The sequence below is a fragment of the Burkholderia sp. AU19243 genome (assembly GCF_018148075.1).
Lineage (GTDB): Bacteria > Pseudomonadota > Gammaproteobacteria > Burkholderiales > Burkholderiaceae > Burkholderia > Burkholderia latens_A.
The window spans coordinates 11,360-33,238 of the sequence record NZ_JAGSTV010000017.1; the positions used below are offsets into that span (position 1 = coordinate 11,360).

Below are 21,879 nucleotides of genomic sequence, written 5' to 3' on the forward strand. Positions count from 1 at the left end.
CGCGTTTCCTGTTCCGGGCCTGGGGCCGGAAGTCGGGCACGGACGAGCGACCGTCCGCAACATGGCACGCGGGGAACGCGCCGCAGCGGAATAAAAGGCCGGCCGCGCAACGTTCCCGTTACGCGGCCGGCCCGGCGTATCGCGTTGCGCCCGTCACGCCTTCGCGCTGTCGCCCGAATCGAACGGCAGCACGTAATGCCGCTTGCCGGTCGCGGCGAAGATCGCGTTCGCCACCGCCGGCCCGATCGGCGCGACGCCCGGCTCGCCGACACCGGTCGGCGCTTCCGCCGACGGCACGATATGGACCTCGACCTTCGGCATTTCGGCCATCCGCAACACGTGGTAGCCGTCGAAGTTGCGCTGCTCGACCTGGCCGTCCTTCAGCGTGATCGCGCTGTGCAGCGCCGCGCCGAGCCCGAAGCCGATGCCGCCTTCCATCTGCGCGGCGACGATGTCCGGGTTGATCGCGATCCCGCAGTCGACCGCGCACACCACGCGCTCGACCTTCACCTTGCCGTCCGCGTCCACCGACACTTCCGCGACCTGCGCGACGTAGCTCTTGAACGCCTCGGCTACTGCGATTCCGCGCCCGCGTCCCTTCGGCAGCGGCTTGGCCGGATCCCAGCCGGCCTTCTGCGCGGCGAGCTCGAGCACCGCGCGCATGCGCGGCTCCTTCGCGAGCAGGTCGCGGCGGAACAGGTACGGATCCTTGCCCGCTGCATGCGCGGCTTCGTCGATGAACGCCTCGACCGCATACGCGGTGTGCGAGCTGCCGACTACACGCCACCACAGCACCGGCAGACCGACCTTGGTGGTCGTCAGTTCGACCGACACGTTCGGCACCGCATACGGCAGGTTCGCCGCGCCTTCGACCGACGTCGCGTCGATCCCGTTCTTCACCATGAACGCCTCGAACGGCGTGCCGGCGAGGATCGACTGGCCGACGATCCGGTGACGCCAGCCGACCAGCCGGCCGTCCGCGGTAAGCCCTGCGTCGAGTTTGTGGAAGTACATCGGGCGATAGAAACCGCCCTGGATGTCGTCCTCGCGCGTCCACTGCAGCTTCACCGGCGTGCCGTCCGCGCCGAGCGCCTTCGCGATCGACACGGCCTCGACCACGTAGTCGGACCAAGCGTTCGCGCGCCGCCCGAAGCTGCCGCCCGCGTAAAGCGTGTGGATCTGCACCTGCTCGGGCTTCAGGCCCGCGACCTTCGCCGCGTTGCCCTGGTCGACCGTCTGGAACTGGTCGCCGGCCCAGATCTCGCAACCGTTCGCGGTGAGCTTCACCACCGCGTCGAGCGGCTCCATCGGTGCGTGCGCCAGATACGGGAATTCGTACGTCGCGCTGATCTTGCGGGCAGCACCCGCGATCGCCGCGTCGGCATCGCCGTCCTTGCGAGCCGACGCGCCGGGCTTCGCGGCGAGCGCCCGGTATTCGCGCATGAGCTCGTCCGAGCTGCGCCGTTCGGCGTGCGTTTCGTCCCAGTCGACCTTCAGCGCATCGCGGCCCTGTTTCGCGGCCCAGAAACCGGTCGCGACGACGGCGACGCCTTGCGGCACCTGCACGACCGCCACCACGCCCGGCACCGCCTTCGCGGCGGTCGCGTCGAACGACTTGACCGTCGCGCCGAAGCGCGGCGGGCGCTGCAGCAGCGCGACGCGCATCCCGGGGAACGTGGTGTCGAGCGTGAAATGCGCGGTGCCGTTCGACTTCGCCGACGCGTCGACGCGCGCAATGCGATGGCCGATCAGCTTGAAGTCCGCCGGCTGCTTCAGCGTGACCTTGTCGGGCACCGGCAGCTTCGACGCATCGGCGACGAGCGTGCCGTAGGCCGCGGTCTTGCCGGTCTTCGCGTGCGTGACGACGCCTTTGTCGGTGGTCAACTCGCCGGCCGGCACCTTCCAGCGTGCGGCCGCAGCCGACACGAGCATCGCGCGCGCCTTGCCGCCGGCTTCCCGCAATTGCTGCCACGAGTTCGACATCGCCGAGCTGCCGCCCGTGCCCTGCATCGTGCCGAACGCGAGATTCGCGTATCGTTTCGCGTCGGCCGGTGCGCTTTCGACGCGCACGCTCGACCAGTCGGCGTCGAGTTCTTCGGCGACGATCGTCGCGATGCCGGTGTACGCCCCCTGGCCCATCTCGACGTGCTTCGCGATGACCGTGACCGCGCCGTCGGGCGTGATGCGCAGGAATGCGTTCGGTGCGAAGTCCGTAGCCGGAGCAGTCGCGGCGAGCGCGCGGCGGCCGAGGCCCGCCCATTCGAAGCCGATCGTCAGGCTGACGGCGGCCGCGGCACCCGCGGCCTTCAGGAACGTGCGGCGCGACGTACGCACCGAACCGGCATTGTCGAGTTCGATCGTCATGGTCAGGCTCCCAGCGTTGCGGCCGCGTCGTGGATCGCGGCCCGGATGCGGGCGTAGGTCGCACAGCGGCACAGGTTGCCGTTCATCGCGGCGTCGATGTCCGCGTCGGTCGGTTTCGGGTTTTGCTCGAGCAGCGCGGTGGCCGACATGATCTGGCCGGACTGGCAATAGCCGCATTGCGGCACCTGCAGCTTTACCCACGCGGCCTGGACGGCCTGCGCCGGCTTGCTCTGCAGCCCTTCGATGGTCGTGACGTGCTTGCCCGCGATTCCCGCGAGCGGCAGCACGCACGAGCGGACGGCCTGGCCCTCGAGGTGAACGGTGCACGCGCCGCACTGCGCCATGCCGCAGCCGAATTTCGTGCCGGTCAGCCCCGCGTGTTCGCGGATCGCCCAGAGAACGGGCATCGACGGATCGGCGTCGAGCGTGACGCTCTTGCCGTTCAGGACAAACGTGGTGGGCATTGTTGTCTCCGTGGGGAAAACCCGGCATGCGCCAGGATAGCCGCGAGTGTGCGCGACACGTCCGCTTTTGCGTCTACCCAATCCTGCAAATTTATTGAACAATCCTGCAAATCCCCGGCACGGCGCCGGGCGTTTCGCTATGCTCCGGCGATTCACGGAAACGAAGCGAGGAACCCGCCATGGACTTGACCGATATCGCGGCATCGCGCGAATTCGGGCGGCGCGAACTGGCGTCGCTGATTTCCCGGTTCGCGCCCGCGGACGGCTCCCACGCGACCGCGGTACCCGCGCTGATGCTGCACCGCCATACGCATCCGGTCGATCTCGGCTGCGGCGTGTCGCGCGCGGCGCTCGTCATCGCCGCGCAGGGCGCAAAGCGCGTGATCGTCGCCGGCCATGCGTACGAATACGATGCGCAGCATTGCCTGATTACGTCGATCGACTTGCCGATCCTCTCGCGCGTCACGCAGGCATCGCCGGCCGCGCCGTACCTGTGCCTGACGCTGACGCTCGACCTCCAACGCATCGTCGAGCTCGCGGCGGAAATGCGGCTGCCGGAGCCCGATGCCGGCCCCGAAGGCGAGGGGATCGCGGTTGGCGAGCTCACGCCGCCGCTGCTCGATGCCGCGCTGCGGCTGGTGCGTCTGCTCGATACGCCGGCGGATATTCCGGTCGTCGCGCCGCTGATCGAAAAGGAGCTGCTGTACCGGCTGATGACGAGCGGGCAGGGCACACGGCTGCGCCACATGGCCGTCGCCGGCAGCCAGACGCACCGGATTGCGCGCGCGATCGAATGGATCCGCGATCACTACGCGGAGCCGATGCGGGTCGAGACGCTCGCGCAGGCGGTCAACATGAGCGTGTCGTCGCTGCACCATCACTTCAAGCACGTGACGACGCTGAGCCCCCTGCAATACCAGAAGCAACTGCGGCTGCACGAGGCGCGGCGTCTGTTGCTGCGGCAAGGCGGCGACGTCGGCTCGGTGGCCGCGACCGTCGGCTACGAGAGCGCGTCGCAATTCAGCCGCGAATACAGCCGGCTGTTCGGCGCGCCGCCGATGCGCGATGTCGTGCATCTGCGCAAGAAGGAGCTGCTCGGCACGTGAGCGCGGTGCCGCGCATGCCGGGATGAACGTCGTCGGTGGCACGCGCGGCGTGATTCAGCCGGGCCGGTGTATCGATGCGATCGCGCGTTTTTTCGGGCGCGCCGCGCCGGCGGCCGGAATCGCGACACCCACAATTCGCGTGCCATCCCCGTTCTTGCGGGCGCAAACCGCACAGCGGCGCGCGCAGCGTCGAGGCGGCCGCACTTCGGTTTCATGCACGTATCCCGAAGGCGGCCGGCGGATCCGTCGATTGGCTTCATCGATGCGAATCGACGGGGCGAAGCGCGCATAAAAAATCGCCACGCGCCGTATTGCCGGCACGGATTGCGCGTTCACCCTCGTGTTTCAACGATGAGATTCGCGGCCGATATCGTGTCGGAAATGTTTCCGGCGAGTGTCGCATCGGGCCGGACGGTAGCCATTCAGGCATTCAAGTGAAGTGGTTGCTCGTGCGAAACGTCGGCCAATTGAATGAAGGCGGTAATCCTCGACAGAGCGTATTGAAAGGGCGTGCGTCGAGCGTGGCGCCGTCTTTTTGACCGCGGGACTGCAAGAAAGCTTCGGCCGCATGGTCGCATTTACCGATTCTCGCCGTGCGTTTGCATTGGCATTGGATGCGTGATCCCCTCGGTATTTTCACGGATGAATCAAATGCGTTTCGCCGGGAGCCGGCACGCACATTCGGGGACTGCCGTGGGGCCTGCCGTATCGGGCGCGCCGCGCCCGCCGGTTTGCGCGCGGCAGTCGCTACAAACAGGCCGTTACGGGCGATCGCCGCATGCATGCCACAGCCCCGGGCCGCGCGGCGCGACGGTGCACTTCTCAATCATGAAACACCTGTTTGCCATCCCGCTCCGTGCTCCGCCGAATTACGCATTCGTCGGGCTTTTCGCGGGACTGCTGCGCGGTATTTGGGGATCGCCGCATGTCGGCCGCCGTTGTCGCGATACATTCCTGAAACAAAAAATTACGTTTCCGGCAATTCGAGCGGTATTGCGGGCGCGAGGGTACGGGCAACCGTTGGTGGAATCGACCATGGCATGCCGCTTGCGTTATTGGACGCACCGGCGAACGGTCGACCTGATGCAACGAAAGATGGGGGGCGGCCATTTCGTCAATAAGTAGTCGGGGATACGGCGATGAAGACCACAAGCAGTCAGCTGATCCGCGCATGCTGCGCGCCCCGTTGGGGGAGTTGGACAACTGGGGGCATGACTCGCGATGCAGTGCCAGCATCGCGGGCTCGTTATCGCGGGGTTCCGCGCATTCGCGCATTGCACACGCTGAAGCGATTGTCGTTTCGTGCGACAACCGACCGACAGCGGTGCTCGCCTTCTTTCAATACATCCGGATGGGCTCTGCTGCTTGTGCCGAGCAGTTCGACGCGAATCGGTCTTTTGCCGTGCAAGCGTGTTTCCATCGCGCCGGGTATTGCACGGCGCCGGGCGAATTAGATCGAACGCCCGTGGGCCGGACGTTCCAGAGTGTCTTTCATCGGTAGCTTGGGGAGAGGCGATGCCGCCAGACCGGAGTGCGGAGCCGTTATGGGTGCGATAGCGACACTGTTTCAAGCAGCCTGCATTTTCGGTGCGTAATCACTTTTCGCATTTTCAGCTCGCTGAAGCTGATGCGGCGCGTCCGTATGTCGTGACGCTACATATCGGGAAAAAATAAACTGGAATGGCGATTGCCTGGATCCGGTTGTGGCCGGTATTTGGTTTTTGATTATCGAGCGGATTTCTTCGAGACGTGGAAAAGCGTCTTGAAAGTTCATAAAGATAATTGAGTGAAAATTGAATTGATCCGGTAAGAAAAATTCCGGGGATCATGATTTGTCGTGAGGCGGTTTTTTTAAATTAGATAGTGATCCTCATTTGACGGGATTGCTCAGGGCAGGAAAGTTGAAGGCGTGCAGCTTTCCTCGCTTGTTCCGTCCACGCCGTTATGGAGTCGACCATGAAGAAGCTTCTGATTGCAGCAGCAGTGATGGCGGTCTCGGGTGCAGCGTTCGCAGCGAGCGGCACGGTTTCGACCAGCAACTCGTCGAGCGGCGGCCAGACCATGGCCGGGGTCGTCGGGTTCGGTCACTTCACCGCGACCGATTCGGGTTCGGGACTCGGCGCGGCAGGCGCGACGGCCGGCGGCGGCAGCAGCGGTTCGATGTCGTACACGAACCATACGCAGACGTCGACTGTCAGCGGCTTCGGCTTCGGTGGCGCGCAAGCCGGCGGGTCCAGCGGCGCGAATGCCGGCTCGACCGGCTGGACGATGTACAACTACCACTACTAAGCCGCGGCGCATAGCGTTCGTCATGGACGGGTGGCGCGGATGCAGGGTTCCGTCCCGCGAGGGCGGGCCCTGCGGTCCGGCCACCGAGCTTCCTCACAGAAAGGAATTGCTATGAAAGCCAACGTTTTTGTAGCGGCGGCGCTCACCGTCTTGTCGTCAGCCGTACTGGCTTCCGGTCCGTCGACATTCAACCAGACGCAGTCCGTTGCGGCAGGCGTCTCCGGTTCGGTGTTGGTCGGTACCGGCAGCTATACGAGCAACTCGACTTCGGTAGCGGGCGCCAACGCTGGAAGTACCGTGACGCCCGCCGGTTCCGCCGGCACGGCATCCGCGTATCACGACTCGACTTCGACGGCCAGCGGCTTCGGCACGAACGGAGGCGCGTTCGCGGCAGGCGGCGGTATCGGCGCCGCAGGCTCGTTCGCTGGAACCGGCAACACGAGCGAGAACGCGAACGCGCTGTCGGGAGGGGTGACCGCCACGATCGTACTGGGCGCGAACCACTACACGGCAACGGGTGCGAACGATAACGGCATCGCGAACGCGGGCGCCGCGGGCATGACGGGCATCGGCGGGTCGAGCGCGATTGCGGGTTCGAACCACTACAACTCGTCGACTGTGTGGGGCACCGGCCCGTTCGGCTCGCCCTCCGCATCGGGCGGCAGCCAGGGAAGTTCCGGTGCAACCGCAGGCAGTCCTTGAGCGCGCGTTCGGGGGGACCAGTTTCCCAGCGATGCTGGTCTCTTTCCGAGCGCCGTGATTTCCGTAAGGAGTTGGCATGAAGCAGAAATTGATTGCCGCCGCTCTGATGCTCGCGTCTTTGACGGCACATGGCGCCGATCGTGTTGCCGACGACGTGCAATCGAATTTGCAGACGTCAAACCCTACAACCAACCCGTCGCAACAAACAGTGCTTTCGTCGGGCAGTGTGATCGGCGCATCGGATGTCCGGCCATGGCCGGGGATGTCGGGTGAATCGTGGTCCCAGCTTGGTAGCGGCTGGAAGCAGTTCGGGGAAGCAGGCAAATCTGAAGGAATTCAGGGGAATTAGTACGGTTGCCTGGGTGGGAGGTCAAACCTCGTCCGGAGAGTGAAATGAACAGCAACAAGATCAGGGTGGCATGTGCGGCGATGTTCGCGATGGCCACGATCGGCGCCCACGCGCAGACCGCCGACTCGACTTCAAGCGCGCAGTCCTCGACGTCGTCGACGGCGATCAGCCAGGGCGGCGGCTCCAGCATGAACACGAACGTCACGAGTTCGCGCGGCGGCAACGCCAGCAGCGCCAGCACGAGCGGTGTACGCGGCAGCGGCAATTCGAGCGTGCAGGTCAACGTGACGATGCCGTCCTCCGCGAGCGGCGGTACGAACGTCACGCCGCAGAGCACGAGCTCGCTCGCGGCGGGCGCTCCGGGCACGAGCCCGTACAACACCCAGACGTCGGAAAACGTCAACTATTCGGGCACGCAGACGATCAAGACGAACCCGGCAATCCAGGCGCCCGGCCTCACGACCACGCTGTCCGATACCTGCATGGGTTCGGTGAGCGTCGGCGTGTCGTTTCCGGGGTTCGGCGCGACCGGCGGCACGACCCTGGTCGACCAGGCGTGCGTGCGCCGTCTCGATGCGCGCGAATTCCGCGCGATGGGGTTGACCGACGTCGCGCTGGCGCTGCTGTGCCAGAGCGATGCGAACCGGCGCGCGGTGGAAGCGACCGGGCATCTGTGCCCGGGTACGACTGCGCCGCTTGCGCGTTCGAATGTTGCGCCGTCCGCCGAAGCGACCGTCGCCGACGACGTGAAGTATCGCGATCCGATCGTGCGCAGCCGCATGGGCCTGCCGCCGCTCGACGGCACTGCGCCAGCACCCGCGCAGGCGCGGCCGGTCGCGACGGCCGCGGTTCAGGCGGCGCCGATGCCTGTGCCCGTGCCCGTGCCGATGGCCGCGCCGCCGATCGCTGCTCCTGCGGTCGGTGCCGTGCCGGCCGCTACGCAAGCGGCGGCGGTGAAGGCGTCGCAGGCCGCTGCGGTAGTGCCGGCGGCGGTTGCCGCACCGGTTGCCGCGGCAGCGCCGGCGGCGGTTGCCGCGCCGGCCGTTGCACCGGCCGCGATCGTCGCTGCGCCGGCGGTTGCCGACAAGGCACCGGAGCCTGCGCCGGTCGTTGCCGACAAGGCAGCGGAGCCTGCGCCTGCGGTTGCCGACAAGGCACCGGAGCCTGCTGCGCCGGTCGTCGCGGAGAAGGCAGCGGAGCCTGCGCCTGCGGCTGCCGACAAGGCGCCAGAGCCTGCTGCGCCGGTCGTTGCCGAGAAGGCATCGGAACCCGCGCCTGCGGTTGCCGACAAGGCACCGGAGCCTGCTGCGCCGGTCGTCGCCGAGAAGGCATCGGAGCCCGCGGCAGCGGTTGTCGACAAGGCACCGGAGCCTGCTGCGCCGGTCGTTGCCGAGAAGGCAGCGGAGCCTGCGCCTGCGGTTGCCGACAACGCACCGGAACCCATGCCGGCCGTCGCGGCCAAGGTCGCTGAACCGGCTCCGGCAACCGACAGCGCAGCGCAACCCGCGCCGGCCGCGGACGCACCGACCGTCGCCGCCCCCGCCACGGGCGACCAGCACGCCGAACCCGCGATGCCGGCTCCGGCCGTCATTTCGACGAGCACGTCGTCGTAGGCGGGGGGCGTCTTGCGCGCGGCTGGCGTCCGGCCGTGCGCGAGGCGCAGCGATCCGCGGCGCGGCGCGCGTCGCAAGTTTGACGGGTGTTGGTCCCTCCCCGAGGTCAGCACCTCTTTTTGCCTGACGAGGGTACGAGGAGGCCTCCATCATGAGGATCTTTTTGGTCGCGCTGCTGCTGTACGGCACCCAAGCCTTCGCGCAGTCGCTGTTTCAGAATCCGGCGGTCTTCGTGATCCTGAGCGAGCAGACGCTCGCGAATGCCGCGAGCGTGCAGCAGGCGCTGACGACGCTCGGCCGGCCCGACAACACGGCTTGCGTGCCGATGATGATGGTCAGCGATCCGCAGATGATCTACATGATGCCGGAGCAAGGGCACGCGCCGTCGTGGCAGTCGCCGCTGTACGGCCGCGGCGCGCCGTTCGTCGCGCAGAGCGGGCCGGCTTCCACCGGCAAGACGATCGGCGCGATGCAGCACGCCGAGGACATGCAAACGCAGCCGTGGAGCGACAGCAGCACGATCACGCAGAAGATCGCCGGCGAATCGAGCATGACCGCGTCGGCACGGGTCGACGACTGGCAACGCAGCGGGCTCGCCGCGATCGAGACGGCGCGCGCGACGGAAGTGACAGTGGGCGGCAAGACCTATCGCAGCTACCGCAACGATCTGAACCAGGCAGCGCCACCGGTGGTCGAGCCTCAGATCTATACGCAGCGCGTCGTGTTCTGCCGATAACCGGACTTTTTCTGCGCGGACGCGCCGACAGCGTGGCGCGGGCTTCGAGGCCCGCGACACGCCAGCCGCGCCGGCAGCGCCGCCGGACAACCCTAGAGGGCGAGGCCATCGTGAACTATTGCTGCCCGACCGCACTATCAGGCCCGCGGCTGCGCGAGCGCGGCACATGCGCGCCGCCGTTCGTCGCCGTCCGCCATCCCCGACCCGCGCCTTCGCGGCCGCTCGTCTATCTGTCGCAGCATCCGGATGCGGGGTTGACCGATGCACTCGCGGCGCGCGGCTGGGACGTATGGCGCGCTAAATCCGTTGCGGACGCACTCAATCTCGTGAAGGCAAACCGGCTGCACGCAGGTATCGTCGATTTCAGCGAATTCGACATGCTCGACGTCGCGTCGTTCGAAGCGCTGCTGCGCGACCCGCGCATCGGCTGGGTCGCGCTCGTCGGCGACGAGCGGCTGGGCGAAACCGCGATCGCCCGCCTGATCCGCCAGTGCTGCTTCGACTATGTGTGCAACGCGGCGGCCTACACGACGATCGGTTATCTCGTCGGCCATGCATATGGAATGCTGAAGCTGGCGGAGTGCGACCCGGCGTCGGACGCGCCACCGCCCGGCGGTGCGATGATCGGCGCGTGCGACGCGATGCGCCGTCTCTTCTCGACGATCCGCAAGGTCGCGAACACCGACGCAACCGTGTTCATCGCCGGCGAATCAGGCACTGGCAAGGAGCTCACCGCAGCGGCGATCCATCGGCATTCGTCGCGCGCCGATGCGCCGTTCGTCGCGGTCAATTGCGCGGCGATCCCGCCGACGCTGCTGCAGGCCGAGCTGTTCGGCCATGAGCGCGGTGCGTTTACGGGCGCGCACCAGCGCAAGATCGGCCGCATCGAGGCCGCGCACGGCGGCACGTTGTTTCTCGACGAGATCGGCGACATGCCGTTCGACAGCCAGGCGAGCCTGCTGCGGTTCCTTCAGGAGGGGAAGATCGAGCGGCTCGGCGGGCACGCGTCGATTCCGGTGGACGTGAGGATCGTGTCCGCGACTCACGTCGACCTCGAAGCCGCGATGCAGGCGGGGCGGTTTCGCGCCGATCTGTACTACCGCCTGTGCGTGCTGCGTATCGACGAGCCGCCGCTGCGCGCGCGCGGCCGCGACATCATGCTGCTTGCCGATCACATGCTGAGCCGTTACCGCGACGACGCTTCGCATCGGATTCGCGGCTTCATGCCGTGTGCGATCGAAGCGATCCACAACTATGCGTGGCCCGGCAACGTGCGCGAGCTGATCAACCGGATCCGCTTCGCGATCGTGATGACGAACGGCCCGATGATCTCGGCCGCCGATCTCGAACTGCATCAGTACACGTCGCACCGGCCGCCGACGCTCGCGCAAGCGCGCCGGCAAGCCGAGCGGTGCGCGATCGAGGAAACGCTGTTGCGGCATCGGAACCGGTATGCCGACGCCGCGGAGGAACTCGGGATATCGCGCGCGACCTTGTATCGCCTGATGATCGCGCACGGGCTGCACGGCTGACGCCGCACGTGTGCGCCGCGCGCGTGCGGGCGCCGTAGCGCCGCGCGGCGTCAGGCCGGCCGCTCGAAACCCGATTCGACCCAGCGTGCGGCGGTTGCCTTGTTGAGCTTGAACCCGGCGGACACCTTCGCGTCGGCCAGCAGCTCGCCGTACGCGTCGAACGCCTTCAGTTCCGCATACGGTTCGAACTCGTCCGGCACGATGTCGAGCGTGACCGATACATCCTGACCGTCGTCGCGCTGGACCGTCACTTCCTTGTGCAGCATCGCGCGGCGCTGCTGCTCATGGCGCATCAGCACTTCGGTCGCGGTTTTTACCAGCGTGCGGAACGCGTTCGCGTCCATCGGCTTCGGATTTTTCTTGTCGCGGCCCATCGTCCACGGGCCGACGAGCGCAGGCTCGGCCTCGCCGTCCTTGATCATCTCGACGGCCCAGCCGTCGTCGTCTTCGTTCTTGATGATGCGGGCGGTCCAGCCGTTGTCGCGCCAGAGGCCGTCTTCATGGATGGTGGTGTCGTCGGAGTGCAGGTCGGATTCGGTCATGGAGGAAGCGGAAGTACGGGCAGCCGGCGTGCGGACAACCGGCAAATGGACAACTGGCGAACCGCCGGCGCGCGTGGCTGCCAGCGGCGCGGCACCGTGCCGGTCGCCCGGAATGGCTTGCAAAGGCCGCAATTTTACCGCGCCGTCCCGCAACGTCGGCCGCCCGGCCGATCCCGGCTGCCGCCGAACGAGCGAATCGGCGCAAATATCAAACTCGTATTACGTTCCCGCAGGCCGATCTATACGTCGTCCGATAGTCCGACCGCGCGCGGCTTTCTAGAATATGGGTCGAGATAAAAATATCTCGATCATCGATTCAACGCCGATCCGGTTGCGCGCGCATCCCGCGCCGTGCGGCCCGGCGAACTTCTGGAACTGCGCATGGGGAAATTCAGTATTCGCACAGTCTTCGCGTACGACTGGCCGTTGGCGGTCGCGGGCATGGAACGCATCGCCGGCGATGCGTGCGCGATCGATCTCGTCGGTGTCTATCGGACGCCGGGTGAACTTGTCGCGGCGCTCGACAGCGTCGACTGCGACATCGCGCTGGTCGACTATGCGATCCGCGGCGACACGCAGATGGACGGCCTCGCGCTCTTCGAATGGCTGCGGCGGATGCGCCCGAGCGTCGGGATTGTCGCGCTGGTCGGCAACGAGGCGCCGGTGATTCTGCGCTCGATTCTCGCGCAAGGCGGCGCGAGCCTCGTCAGCAAGTTCGACGAGGTCGGCCATATCGTCACCGCGATCCATTCGAGCTATAGCGGCGGTCGCTATCTGTCGCCGCTCGTCCGGCGTGCGCTCGATGAGCTTGCCGATCGCGACCAGCCGCAAGCGAAGCTGTCCACGCGCGAGATCGAGGTGATTCGCCTCTATCTCGACGGCGTACCGATCAAGACGATCGCGCAGCGGCTGAACAAGGGCAAGCAGACGGTCAGTGCCCAGAAGATCAGCGCGATGAGAAAGCTCGGCGTCACGAACGACATCGAGCTGGTTCAGCGGGCGGCCGGGCTGGGGTTCGGCGGCGCAAAGGCAGTGTCGCGCGGCGTGGATATCGGCCCGGCAATTGAAGTGGCGGGGCGGGAGCGATGCCGATAGCAACAGGCGTCCGCGATCTCTCTTTCAGTCTCGCTGCCCCGAACGATATCGACGCGCCCGTTTCGCGGCCTTCGCCGCCGCCGATCGTCGTCGGCCGCGGCGAAGGCGTGACGATGTTCGCGAAGAACACGCCGCTCGTCTGCATCAAGCAATTGCCGTTGCCCGGCATCGTGATCTTCGTGCATGGCGTGAATTCCGAAGGCGAGTGGTTCGACGCATCGGAAGAAGGGCTGTGCCGCGGGTTGAATCGACGGCTCGGGCGGCTGGACGATCAGATGATGTATCGCGGCGTCGATGCCGGACAGTTGATGCCGGCGAAGTACACGGAGAGCGTGACGCCGGACGGGTTCTTGAACCCCGATTTGCTTGCAGACAATTACATCAAATCTGATCCATCGTTCTCGCCGGTCATCCACTTCCGATGGGGATATCGCGCGACCGCCGCGGAGCTGAAGGAATACGGCGACAAGATCTTCCTGAACGAAAAGGACTATTGGGGCGGCGGTCCGTTCACGAATGGCTGTTCAAGCCTGCCTGATCTCTGGCACGGCGGCCTGGATGACCGGACGATGGGCTGGCTGACCGTGCAAGGGATCAACCCGACCAACCGTCCGCTGTATCGTGCGCCGCCGCGCGCGTATGGCGTGCTCGCCGCATTGCGTCTCGCCAGACTGATCGAGTCGATTCGCAGCATGCAGGCCGACGTACCAATTACCGTCGTGTGCCACAGCCAGGGCAACATCGTCGGCCTTACGGCGGCGTTCTTCGGCGACGCCTTTCCCGATGTAGAGGATCCGTGGGGACGCAAAGGCCATTGCGTGGCGGACGCCTACGTGCTCGCAAACGCGCCCTATAGCCTCGCCAACGCGGACGGTCCGTATAAATCCGACACGTTCATGGACACATGGTCGCAACGCGCGACGAAAGACGGATCGGGTCAGCGGGGACGGCAAACCTACGCATCGCGCACGAAGACGTTCGGAAAATTCCTGTCGATCGTCGGCGCGCGAAAGGAACACGAACAGCCCGCCGACAAAGTCGATGAAGACATGGCCAACGAACGCGTATCGCAGACGAGCAACCGCTCTTACGCCGCGCAAGCAGATCGCATGCGGCACGGCCTGAACGGGTCGACGTATGGCCGCGTCACCGCGTATTGCTGTCCGCACGATCAGGTGATTTCTGCGGTGACGGTTCAAGGCATCGGCTGGCGCGGGTTCAGCAAGCATGAACTCGACGATATCGGTGCGGCGGGCATCCTGACGCAGCGCGTGTTTGCGTCCGGCTTCCCGGTTGGCGTACGGAAATCCTACCGTTATTGGGAAGACGACTGGCGGCACGGCAAGCAACGAACGACATCCGGCTTCTGGTATCCGCCGTCGCCGCCGGCGAAGTTCAATCTGATCGGTGCGATCAAGGGAAACGAGTCGGTTCTGGGCGTCGCGGCGACGCTCGTAACCGCGCCGCTCATGTTTGTCGTGACGGGCATCAGTTCGGCGTTGAACATGCTGCGTGTGAACGCCGATCCGCCGAAAGGCTGGACGGTGATGGCCGATGCGCCGGCACTCGACGAGCCGTTCACGCCGAAGGCGTTGCGATTCGGCAAGCCGATCGAAACCACCGACGGCGACGCCGTGAGCGACTTCAACGAAGGCAACGATCCGCCAGCCGCGTGGCGCGACGCGAACAAGGCCGACTCCGACAAGCGCGCCGACGATCCATACGACCAATACCAGCCGAAGAACGAGGACGGCGTCGCTCGAGGCACGGCTGCAACCGAGGCCGGGCAGCGTTACGAGGATCGTGCATTGATGCGCATGGAAGCGCGCCGCACGCTCAATACCGAATGGCTCGACAGCGAGGGGCACGTGATCGGCGAGGACGGCAAAAGCGCGATGCCCGACGGCTACAAGGAATGGCGCGACAAGCAGATCGTCGACTGGCTCGATCGCAGTGCGACCAACAGTCCGACGAATCATTCGACGACGATGACCAATCCCGAGCACGCGGAGAAGGCGCTTGCGTATGACGTTGCCGTAGGGCGGTGCTATTTGACTGAAAAGCAACTCAAATTGCTGCGCATCGAGGCGGACTGGAGGATGGGGGAGGGGATTCCGGACTGTCATCCCAACAAGCAATATGCAAAGTACTTTGCCAGTGGCGCGATGGACGGCATGCCGATGCTGGAGTGGGTGCATGCCGAGACAAGCGCGGGAAAGATGCCGGCCGCGATCGTGGATGAGCGTGAAGGTCAAGTCTACCTGAAGGCCGGAGGCGCGATATGAAGGCGCTGATCTCTACACGGCCTCGACGCGCTGCTGTTGCCGTTTCGGTATGGCTGATCGCCACCGTACTAATGGCCACGATCTCGATGCAAATGGAACAACCCGGTCTGGCACATTTGGAAACAGGAGAGTTGATGAAGCGACTTGTTGTAGTACCGGGCCTGGCTGCGCTGGTGGTGTTTCTATTTTCTACGGCCGCGATGCATTCCGCACAAGCCGCGCTTGTCCAAGAGCCGGCCGGGATGGCGGCGCGAACGGCCGAAGACCAGAACAAGCCATTCGTTGCACAGGTCGTCGGCATGATCTGGTTGAATCCGTTGCAGCGCATGGACTACCCGACCGAATGGCAATTGCTGTGGACACAAGGGTTTGTCAAGCCGAACAAGAACGACGATATGGTGCGCACGAAGCCTGAAAAATATTCGTCGCTTCGCTCCATTGGAGCACTGGTTTACGGTAACGACGGAGAAGAAACGTTCAAGGGCTTTTATCACAAGTATGTGGATAAATTCCCCCGGCTCATGAGTCGTCGCTACGCGATGAACGCAAAGTATTTCTATTCGGTAGGAGCGGACAATCGGCATGATTGGCGCGAACTGGCCGGGATTCGAATCGAGGGTGCCGTTCCTGAGCGCCTCGATCCAGTAATCGCCCATGACTATCTGAAAAACTCGATCGAGGAAACGTTCTTTATCGGTAACCGGTATTTCCCGACGATGTGGAGCCGCGACACGCCCCCCGACGTCCACATCACTCAAGGCGGCGCCAATGCCGGTTTCACGTCGCTGAACAACGCACTGGACTACTTGCAGCAGAACCCTGACAAGTCCGTCTGGGCGATGAACTGGGACGCACCGAATTTCCCGCCGACCGACGCGCAGATCAACGAGAACCTCGTCGTGCTGTTTCTCGCCGGTTCGAACTTCAACACCGAGCGCGAACCCCTTGCGTGGATCGGCAAGGCAGCCGTCGGCAATACACAGGCGTTTGCGCGGAAAGTCGGCACGACGCGCGCGGTGCAGGCATGGAAAGCCACGATCGACGAAGCGGCACGCAACGGCGGAGTCGCAGTCACGGACCTCGATTACATCGTTCACGACGCGGGTGCACCCAGCGACGCATCGTCGTCACGGCTCGTCTCGCTCGCGCAGACGCTGACTGAAACGATTCCCGAATACGACCACCGCAAACAGACGTTCAACACGGCTGCGCTGCTCGGCGACATGGGCACCGGCAGCGCATTGACCAACGTCGCTCTCGCCATCGGCCGGATCAATCACTTCGGCGGCAACGCGCTGGTTGCCGGCACCACCGATCCTGATCACCCCGTCGCGATTGTCGTCAGGCCGCCGTCGAAGCTGACGGCGATCGATCCGGACAAGGACTGGTTCCGCGCGCGCGGCGGCAACAACGCGTACCTGCCGTGGTGGGGCCGCCGATACGATGTCGATTACGGGATGCAGGGCTATTCGTGGTGACGCAAACCGGAGCTGCGGCACGTCGCGACCGGAAAGCCGGGCAGTACGCCGTATCGCAGTTGCAACTACAGCACAGCGACGCGGCCCCGAGCCGACTCGCCTCCCGTGCCGCCTGCTAACCCGTGCGCACCCGCGACCTCGACCGGAAGCGGGCGTCGCTGAAACCGTCAAGCCGGCAGCGCGAATCGCGTGACCGCGTCGCGCAGCGCTTCGGCCTGGTCGCGCAGCGAGTGCGCGGCGGCCGCGGCTTGCTCGACGAGCGCTGCGTTCTGCTGCGTGACCTGATCCATCTCGCCGACCGCGCGGTTGACCTGCTCGATCCCCGCGCTCTGCTCGCGTGACGCGTGGCTGATCTCGTCGAGGATCTCGTTCACGCGCCGCACCGACTGCACGATCTCGGCCATTGTTTCGCCGGCGTTGGTGACGAGCGCCGCGCCGTGCTCGACGGTTTCGTTCGACGACACGATCAGCGACTTGATCTCCTTCGCGGCCGTCGCCGAGCGTTGCGCGAGAGAGCGCACTTCCGCCGCGACCACCGCGAAGCCGCGGCCCTGTTCGCCCGCGCGCGCCGCTTCCACGGCCGCATTCAGCGCGAGGATGTTCGTCTGGAACGCGATTCCGTCGATCACGCCGATGATGTCGCCGATCTTGTGCGAGCGGTCGGTGATCTCGTTCATCGTGCGCACGACGTCGTCGACCACTTCGCTGCCGCGCGTCGCGACCTGCGCTGCCTGGCCGGCAAGCGTCGCGGCCTGGGCTGCGCTTTCAGCGTTCTGCTTCACGTTCGCGGTCATTTGGTCCATGCTCGAGGCGGTCTGCACGAGCGCGGCCGCCTGTTCCTCGGTCCGCTGCGACAGATCGGTGTTCCCGGACGCAATCTCGCTCGCGCCGACGTTGATGTTCTCCGTGCCCGCCCGCACGCGCGACACCATGTCGATCAGTCCGCCCTGCATCGTATGCAGCGCATGCAGCAGGCTGCCGCGATCGTCGGGCTTCACGCTCACGCGCGCGGTCAGGTCGCCCTGCGCGATGCGCTGCGCGGCGTCGAGCGCCACTTCGAGTTCGCCGCCGAGGTTCGCGCGCACGCTTTTCAGCACGAGCACCATCACGACGGTGGCGATCGCGCCGAGCACGGTCGTCATCGCGAGCCAGCGGCCGACGCTCGCGAGCACCGCCGAGCGCACGTCGTCCATGTACATGCCCGTCACCAGATACCAGTCCCACGGCGCGAAGCGCTGCACGGCGCTGGTCTTGTCCTGCGGCTTGTCGGCGCCCGGCTTCGGCCACAGATATTCGACGAAGCCCTTGCCGCCTTCCGCGTTGCCGGCCTTCACGATCTCGACGAACAGGTGCTTGCCGTTCGGATCGGCGAAGCCCGACACGTCCTTGCCGTTGAGCTCGGTCTTGATCGGATGCATCACGATTACCGGCTTCGAGTCGTTGATCGAGATGTAGCCGTCGGTGCCGTGGCGCATCGCCGCGATCGCGTCGAGCGCGCGTTGTTTCGCTTCGGCTTCCGGCATCGCGTTCTGCTGCGACAGCTTGTAGTAGTGCTCGGTCACGCTGGCCGCCTGCGCGACCAGCGCCGCAAGCTGGTCGCGGCGGTCCGTGATCATCGATGCGCGCGTCTGCCATGCGCCGATGCCGGCAATCACGAGCAGGCCGAGCCACAGAATGACGATCATCGAGGCGAGTTTCTGGTTCAGGGAAAGGGTGCGCATGGTTAGTGAGGTCGGTCGGTCGAACAGGCGCGCCGGGACGGCGTGACGGGATAAGTCATTGACGGCACGCAACGAACGTTGCAGTAGGCGGGAAATCCCTTAGAAACCGCGCGGCCGCGCAATGCCGCCGGGCGCGGCGCGGTCGTCTATGCATATACATAGTCGGCGTCGCTATACTGTCGTCCGATGGCGATGGCGCGCCGGGTCCGGACAGTCGCGGCCGGGCTGCGCCCAACGAATCTCAACGGAGGCAACGATGCGAATTCTGGTGGTGGGGGCCGGCGCGGTCGGCGGATATTTCGGCGGCCGGCTCGCGGCGGCGGGGCGCGACGTGACGTTCCTGGTGCGCGAAGGCCGCGCGGCCGCGCTCGCGCGCGACGGGCTGATGATCCGCAGCCCGCGCGGCGACCTGACGCTCGCGAACGTGCAGACGGTGCGGGCAGGCGACGCCGCCGCGCCGTTCGACCTGGTGCTGCTGAGCTGCAAGGCGTACAGCCTCGACGATGCGATCGCGTCGTTCGCACCGTTCGTCGGGCCGTCGACGCTGATCCTGCCGATGCTGAACGGGATGCGCCATCTCGACGTGCTGCGCGAGCGGTTCGGCGCCGCGCAGGTGCTGGGCGGCCTGTGCGTGATTGCCGCGACGCTCGATCGCGAGCAGCGGATCGTGCATCTGAACGACACGCACGGGTTGTCGTTCGGCGAACTCGCCGGCGGGGAATCGGCGCGCGTGCGTGCGGTGGCCGACGTGCTCGGCGGCGCGGGCTTCGACGCGACGCTCAGCGACGACATCGCCGCGCGGATGTGGGACAAATGGGTGTTCCTCGCGACGCTCGCCGCGAGCACGTCGCTGTTTCGCGGGTCGGTCGGCGACATCCTCGCGGCGCCGGACGGCCGCCGCCTGCTGCAGACGATGCTCGACGAATGCAGCGCGATTGCCGCGTACAACGGTCACCGGCCCGATTCGGCGGCAGTCGAGCGGATGCAGCGAATGGTGCTGACGCCGTCGCCGCTGACTGCATCGATGTTGCGCGACGTCGAGAACCGCGCGCGTGTCGAAGCCGATCACGTGATCGGCGACCTGCTCGCGCGCCGCGATCCGCAGGAGGCGGATGCGCTGTCGCTGCTGCGGATCGCCTACAACCATCTGAAGACGTATGAGGTGCGCGCCGCGCGCGAGCGCGCGGCGGCGTAGCGACGTTGGCGGCCGCCGGCGGCCCGCAACGCGCGGCGGGCCATGCGTCGCGCGGTTCGCGCACTCCTGGATTCGCGAACCGCCGGCCGCGGCCCGTTCCGCACTGCACAATTTTGCCGCAACGGGCCGTTTCGGTCTCGATGCGGCAAAAAAGTATCGAAAATCAGGCGTAAAGTTGGTGGAGCCGCACACGCGATCGACCTACATTGCTTCCCATGCGACCGGTCCGCGGTACTGCACGCTACACGCGATACACGCGGCGAACGAGCGAACGAGCGAACGCGCCGAGCAGCCGGCCAGCGAGACATGGGAATGGAGACGCCAACATGATGCACCCCGATCTGGAAGTGGTCGAAGTGCGACGCGACGAGTCGTTCAAGGTCTGGTCGCACGGCTATCCGTATCGCACGATCCGCTGGCATTTTCATCCCGAATTCGAACTGCATCTGATCGTCGCGACGCGCGGCAAGTATTTCGTCGGCGACCATATCGGGTCGTTCGGTCCCGGCCATCTCGTGCTGCTCGGCCCCAACCTGCCGCACAACTGGGTCAGCGACATGGCCGAAGGCGAAACCGTCGAGCGCCGCAACCTGGTGATCCAGTTCGATCCGTCGTTCGTGCAGCGCTGCATGGACGCGTTTCCCGAATGCCGCGATGCGCAGGCGCTGCTCGACGACGCACGCCGCGGCGTCGGCTTCGACGCCGCGACCAGCGCCGCGATCGCGCCGCTGTTCGACGAACTGCTGGGCGCGCGCGGCATGCGCCGTATCGCGCTGTTCATGACGATCCTCGAACGCCTGTGCGGCGCGGCCGAACGCACGTTGCTCGCGAGCCCCGCATACGACCAGGCGCACGTGACGCCGACGCGGCTCAGCCATGCGCTGTCGTACATCGGCAAGAATCTCGCGTCCGAGCTGCGCGAATCTGATCTCGCGCAATTGACGGGGCAGAGCGTCAGTGCGTTCTCGCGGGCGTTCCACCGTCATACCGGCATGCCGTTCGTTCAGTACGTGAACCGGTTGCGGATCGAATCGGCGTGCCAGATGCTGCTCGCCGACGACGCGAACATCACCGACATCTGCTTCCAGTCCGGCTTCAACAACGTGTCGAACTTCAACCGCCAATTCCGCGCGGTGAAGGGGATGTCGCCGTCCGAATTTCGCGCGCTGCAGCGTTTGAACGCGCGCAGCCGCGAGCTTGCACTGCACGCCGCGCCGACCGGCAATCCGATGCCGCCGCGCGTGGTCACGCTCGGCGTGCCGCAGCCCGCACCGCAGCCCGGATGATCGAAGGGCCGTCGCCCGCCTGAGCTTGCCTCGCCGTTTCACCCAGTCGCATCGCGCCGCATCACGTCGCGAGGGGCTCGCTTATTCACGAAAAAGCCGCACATAACCGGAGACACCGTCATGACGCATGCATCGCCCGCCTTGTTGCCCGCTTCATTTCCTCGTCGCGCCGTGCGCGTCGCGTCCGTCGCCGCGCTTGCCGTCGCGGCCGTGCTGCCGGCGGCCGCGCACGCCGCGCCGCTGCGGATCGGCATGACCTTTCAGGAGCTGAACAACCCGTATTTCGTGACGATGCAAAAGGCACTGAACGAAGCCGCCGCGTCGATCGGCGCGCAGGTCGTCGTCACCGATGCGCATCACGACGTCAGCAAGCAGGTCAGCGACGTCGAGGACATGCTGCAGAAGAAGATCGACATCCTGCTCGTGAATCCGACCGACTCCACCGGCATCCAGTCGGCGATCACGCAGGCGAAGAAGGCCGGCGCGGTGGTCGTGGCCGTCGACGCGAACGCGAACGGCCCGGTCGATTCGTTCGTCGGCTCGAAGAACTACGACGCGGGCGTGATGTCATGCGAATACCTCGCGAAGGCGATCGGCGGCAGCGGCGAGGTCGCGATCCTCGACGGCATCCCGGTCGTGCCGATTCTCGAGCGCGTGCGCGGCTGCAAGGCCGGGCTCGCGAAGTTTCCGAACGTGAAGCTCGTCGATACGCAGAACGGCAAGCAGGAGCGCGCGAGCGCGCTGTCGGTGACGGAGAACATGATCTCCGCGCATCCGAACCTGAAAGGCGTCTTCAGCGTGAACGACGGCGGCTCGATGGGCGCGCTCGCGGCGATCGAGGGCTCTGGCAAGGACATCAAGCTGACGAGCGTCGACGGCGCGCCCGAGGCGATCGCCGCGATCCAGAAGCCGAACTCGAAGTTCGTCGAGACGACTGCGCAGTTTCCGGCCGACCAGGTGCGCATCGCGCTCGGCATCGCGATCGCCCGCAAGTGGGGTGCGACGGTGCCGAAGGCGATTCCCGTCGACGTGAAGGTCGTCGACCGCGGCAATGCAAAGGGCTTCAGCTGGTGAACGGCCTGCAACGCGACGCGACGGGCGGCGGCGGCGCCGCTGCCCGTC

At 65.9% G+C, this 21,879-nt stretch carries 18 protein-coding genes; 14 read left to right on the plus strand and 4 right to left on the minus strand.

All coding sequences use genetic code 11. The features are described 5' to 3' along the window. Positions 1-153: 153 nt before the first annotated feature. Both KDW55_RS25040 and KDW55_RS25045 read right to left on the minus strand, forming a co-directional pair. On the minus strand, positions 154-2,364 hold the full coding sequence (locus KDW55_RS25040) for a xanthine dehydrogenase family protein molybdopterin-binding subunit (RefSeq protein ID WP_040140429.1): 2,211 nt from the start codon (positions 2,362-2,364) through the stop codon (positions 154-156). Positions 2,365-2,366: 2 nt separating this feature from the next. Continuing rightward, positions 2,367-2,828, minus strand: coding sequence for a (2Fe-2S)-binding protein (locus KDW55_RS25045; RefSeq protein WP_009692967.1), 462 nt, complete (start codon positions 2,826-2,828; stop codon positions 2,367-2,369). 179 nt (positions 2,829-3,007) lie between these two features. On the opposite strand from KDW55_RS25045, the gene KDW55_RS25050 reads away from it, so the two are divergent. From KDW55_RS25050 to KDW55_RS25085, 8 genes are all read left to right on the plus strand, one after another. Continuing rightward, positions 3,008-3,934, plus strand: coding sequence for an AraC family transcriptional regulator (locus KDW55_RS25050; protein WP_212161385.1), 927 nt, complete (start codon positions 3,008-3,010; stop codon positions 3,932-3,934). A gap of 828 nt (positions 3,935-4,762) precedes the next feature. Continuing rightward, positions 4,763-5,059 carry a hypothetical protein gene (locus KDW55_RS25055; protein WP_156789113.1) on the plus strand — a complete coding sequence of 99 codons (297 nt, stop codon included), beginning with the start codon at positions 4,763-4,765 and terminating at the stop codon, positions 5,057-5,059. Positions 5,060-5,890: 831 nt separating this feature from the next. Then, entirely contained in the window at positions 5,891-6,223 is a 333-nt protein-coding gene (locus tag KDW55_RS25060) for a hypothetical protein (protein ID WP_040141227.1), read from the plus strand. 111 nt (positions 6,224-6,334) lie between these two features. Beyond that, on the plus strand, positions 6,335-6,925 hold the full coding sequence (locus KDW55_RS25065; RefSeq protein ID WP_212161384.1) for a hypothetical protein: 591 nt from the start codon (positions 6,335-6,337) through the stop codon (positions 6,923-6,925). A gap of 76 nt (positions 6,926-7,001) precedes the next feature. Continuing rightward, the gene (locus KDW55_RS25070) at positions 7,002-7,274 is read left to right on the plus strand and encodes a hypothetical protein (RefSeq protein ID WP_080294510.1); all 273 of its coding nucleotides are present in this window, start codon (positions 7,002-7,004) and stop codon (positions 7,272-7,274) included. 44 nt (positions 7,275-7,318) lie between these two features. Then, entirely contained in the window at positions 7,319-8,887 is a 1,569-nt protein-coding gene (locus KDW55_RS25075) for a chemotaxis protein CheA (protein WP_212161383.1), read from the plus strand. A gap of 151 nt (positions 8,888-9,038) precedes the next feature. Next, entirely contained in the window at positions 9,039-9,623 is a 585-nt protein-coding gene (locus KDW55_RS25080; protein WP_040140420.1) for a hypothetical protein, read from the plus strand. 110 nt (positions 9,624-9,733) lie between these two features. Beyond that, positions 9,734-11,155: a sigma-54 dependent transcriptional regulator gene (locus KDW55_RS25085; RefSeq protein ID WP_040140418.1), complete on the plus strand. Its 1,422-nt coding sequence runs from the start codon at positions 9,734-9,736 to the stop codon at positions 11,153-11,155. A gap of 50 nt (positions 11,156-11,205) precedes the next feature. Here the strand turns inward: KDW55_RS25085 and KDW55_RS25090 are convergent, their stop codons facing one another. Continuing rightward, a complete protein-coding gene (locus tag KDW55_RS25090; RefSeq protein ID WP_212161382.1) occupies positions 11,206-11,697 on the minus strand; it encodes a hypothetical protein in 492 nt (163 codons plus the stop codon). 381 nt (positions 11,698-12,078) lie between these two features. On the opposite strand from KDW55_RS25090, the gene KDW55_RS25095 reads away from it, so the two are divergent. The 3 genes from KDW55_RS25095 (at position 12,079) to KDW55_RS25105 (ending at position 16,555) form a co-directional block, all read left to right on the plus strand. Then, positions 12,079-12,792, plus strand: coding sequence for a response regulator transcription factor (locus KDW55_RS25095; protein ID WP_052111004.1), 714 nt, complete (start codon positions 12,079-12,081; stop codon positions 12,790-12,792). A gap of 113 nt (positions 12,793-12,905) precedes the next feature. Continuing rightward, the gene (locus KDW55_RS25100; protein ID WP_212161381.1) at positions 12,906-15,077 is read left to right on the plus strand and encodes a hypothetical protein; all 2,172 of its coding nucleotides are present in this window, start codon (positions 12,906-12,908) and stop codon (positions 15,075-15,077) included. Beyond that, complete coding sequence (locus KDW55_RS25105; RefSeq protein WP_249174069.1) at positions 15,074-16,555, plus strand: virulence factor; 1,482 nt, start codon at positions 15,074-15,076, stop codon at positions 16,553-16,555. The genes KDW55_RS25100 and KDW55_RS25105 overlap by 4 nt, the downstream gene beginning before the upstream one ends. Before the next feature lie 167 nt (positions 16,556-16,722). Here KDW55_RS25105 and KDW55_RS25110 read toward each other — a convergent pair whose 3' ends face one another. After that, positions 16,723-18,276, minus strand: a complete 1,554-nt coding sequence (locus KDW55_RS25110) for a methyl-accepting chemotaxis protein (protein ID WP_040140413.1) — start codon at positions 18,274-18,276, stop codon at positions 16,723-16,725. A 256-nt stretch (positions 18,277-18,532) separates the two neighbouring features. Here KDW55_RS25110 and panE point away from each other — a divergent pair, with 256 nt between their 5' ends. From panE to KDW55_RS25125, 3 genes are all read left to right on the plus strand, one after another. Then, a complete protein-coding gene (panE, locus tag KDW55_RS25115) occupies positions 18,533-19,471 on the plus strand; it encodes a 2-dehydropantoate 2-reductase (protein WP_040140411.1) in 939 nt (312 codons plus the stop codon). A gap of 326 nt (positions 19,472-19,797) precedes the next feature. Then, positions 19,798-20,757, plus strand: coding sequence for an AraC family transcriptional regulator (locus KDW55_RS25120; RefSeq protein ID WP_040140409.1), 960 nt, complete (start codon positions 19,798-19,800; stop codon positions 20,755-20,757). Between the two features lie 120 nt (positions 20,758-20,877). Beyond that, entirely contained in the window at positions 20,878-21,831 is a 954-nt protein-coding gene (locus KDW55_RS25125; RefSeq protein ID WP_069243182.1) for a substrate-binding domain-containing protein, read from the plus strand. The last annotated feature ends 48 nt before the right edge of the window (positions 21,832-21,879 follow it).

Coding starts and splice junctions, on each gene's coding strand:
- KDW55_RS25040 (WP_040140429.1), bottom strand. CDS start 2,364: ATGACGATCGAACTCGACAATGCCGGTTCGGTGCGTACGTCGCGCCGC.
- KDW55_RS25050 (WP_212161385.1), top strand. CDS start 3,008: ATGGACTTGACCGATATCGCGGCATCGCGCGAATTCGGGCGGCGCGAA.
- KDW55_RS25045 (WP_009692967.1), bottom strand. CDS start 2,828: ATGCCCACCACGTTTGTCCTGAACGGCAAGAGCGTCACGCTCGACGCC.
- KDW55_RS25105 (WP_249174069.1), top strand. CDS start 15,074: ATGAAGGCGCTGATCTCTACACGGCCTCGACGCGCTGCTGTTGCCGTT.
- KDW55_RS25070 (WP_080294510.1), top strand. CDS start 7,002: ATGAAGCAGAAATTGATTGCCGCCGCTCTGATGCTCGCGTCTTTGACG.
- panE (WP_040140411.1), top strand. CDS start 18,533: ATGCGAATTCTGGTGGTGGGGGCCGGCGCGGTCGGCGGATATTTCGGC.
- KDW55_RS25120 (WP_040140409.1), top strand. CDS start 19,798: ATGATGCACCCCGATCTGGAAGTGGTCGAAGTGCGACGCGACGAGTCG.
- KDW55_RS25055 (WP_156789113.1), top strand. CDS start 4,763: ATGAAACACCTGTTTGCCATCCCGCTCCGTGCTCCGCCGAATTACGCA.
- KDW55_RS25080 (WP_040140420.1), top strand. CDS start 9,039: ATGAGGATCTTTTTGGTCGCGCTGCTGCTGTACGGCACCCAAGCCTTC.
- KDW55_RS25060 (WP_040141227.1), top strand. CDS start 5,891: ATGAAGAAGCTTCTGATTGCAGCAGCAGTGATGGCGGTCTCGGGTGCA.
- KDW55_RS25095 (WP_052111004.1), top strand. CDS start 12,079: ATGGGGAAATTCAGTATTCGCACAGTCTTCGCGTACGACTGGCCGTTG.
- KDW55_RS25100 (WP_212161381.1), top strand. CDS start 12,906: ATGTTCGCGAAGAACACGCCGCTCGTCTGCATCAAGCAATTGCCGTTG.
- KDW55_RS25090 (WP_212161382.1), bottom strand. CDS start 11,697: ATGACCGAATCCGACCTGCACTCCGACGACACCACCATCCATGAAGAC.
- KDW55_RS25075 (WP_212161383.1), top strand. CDS start 7,319: ATGAACAGCAACAAGATCAGGGTGGCATGTGCGGCGATGTTCGCGATG.
- KDW55_RS25125 (WP_069243182.1), top strand. CDS start 20,878: ATGACGCATGCATCGCCCGCCTTGTTGCCCGCTTCATTTCCTCGTCGC.
- KDW55_RS25065 (WP_212161384.1), top strand. CDS start 6,335: ATGAAAGCCAACGTTTTTGTAGCGGCGGCGCTCACCGTCTTGTCGTCA.
- KDW55_RS25110 (WP_040140413.1), bottom strand. CDS start 18,276: ATGCGCACCCTTTCCCTGAACCAGAAACTCGCCTCGATGATCGTCATT.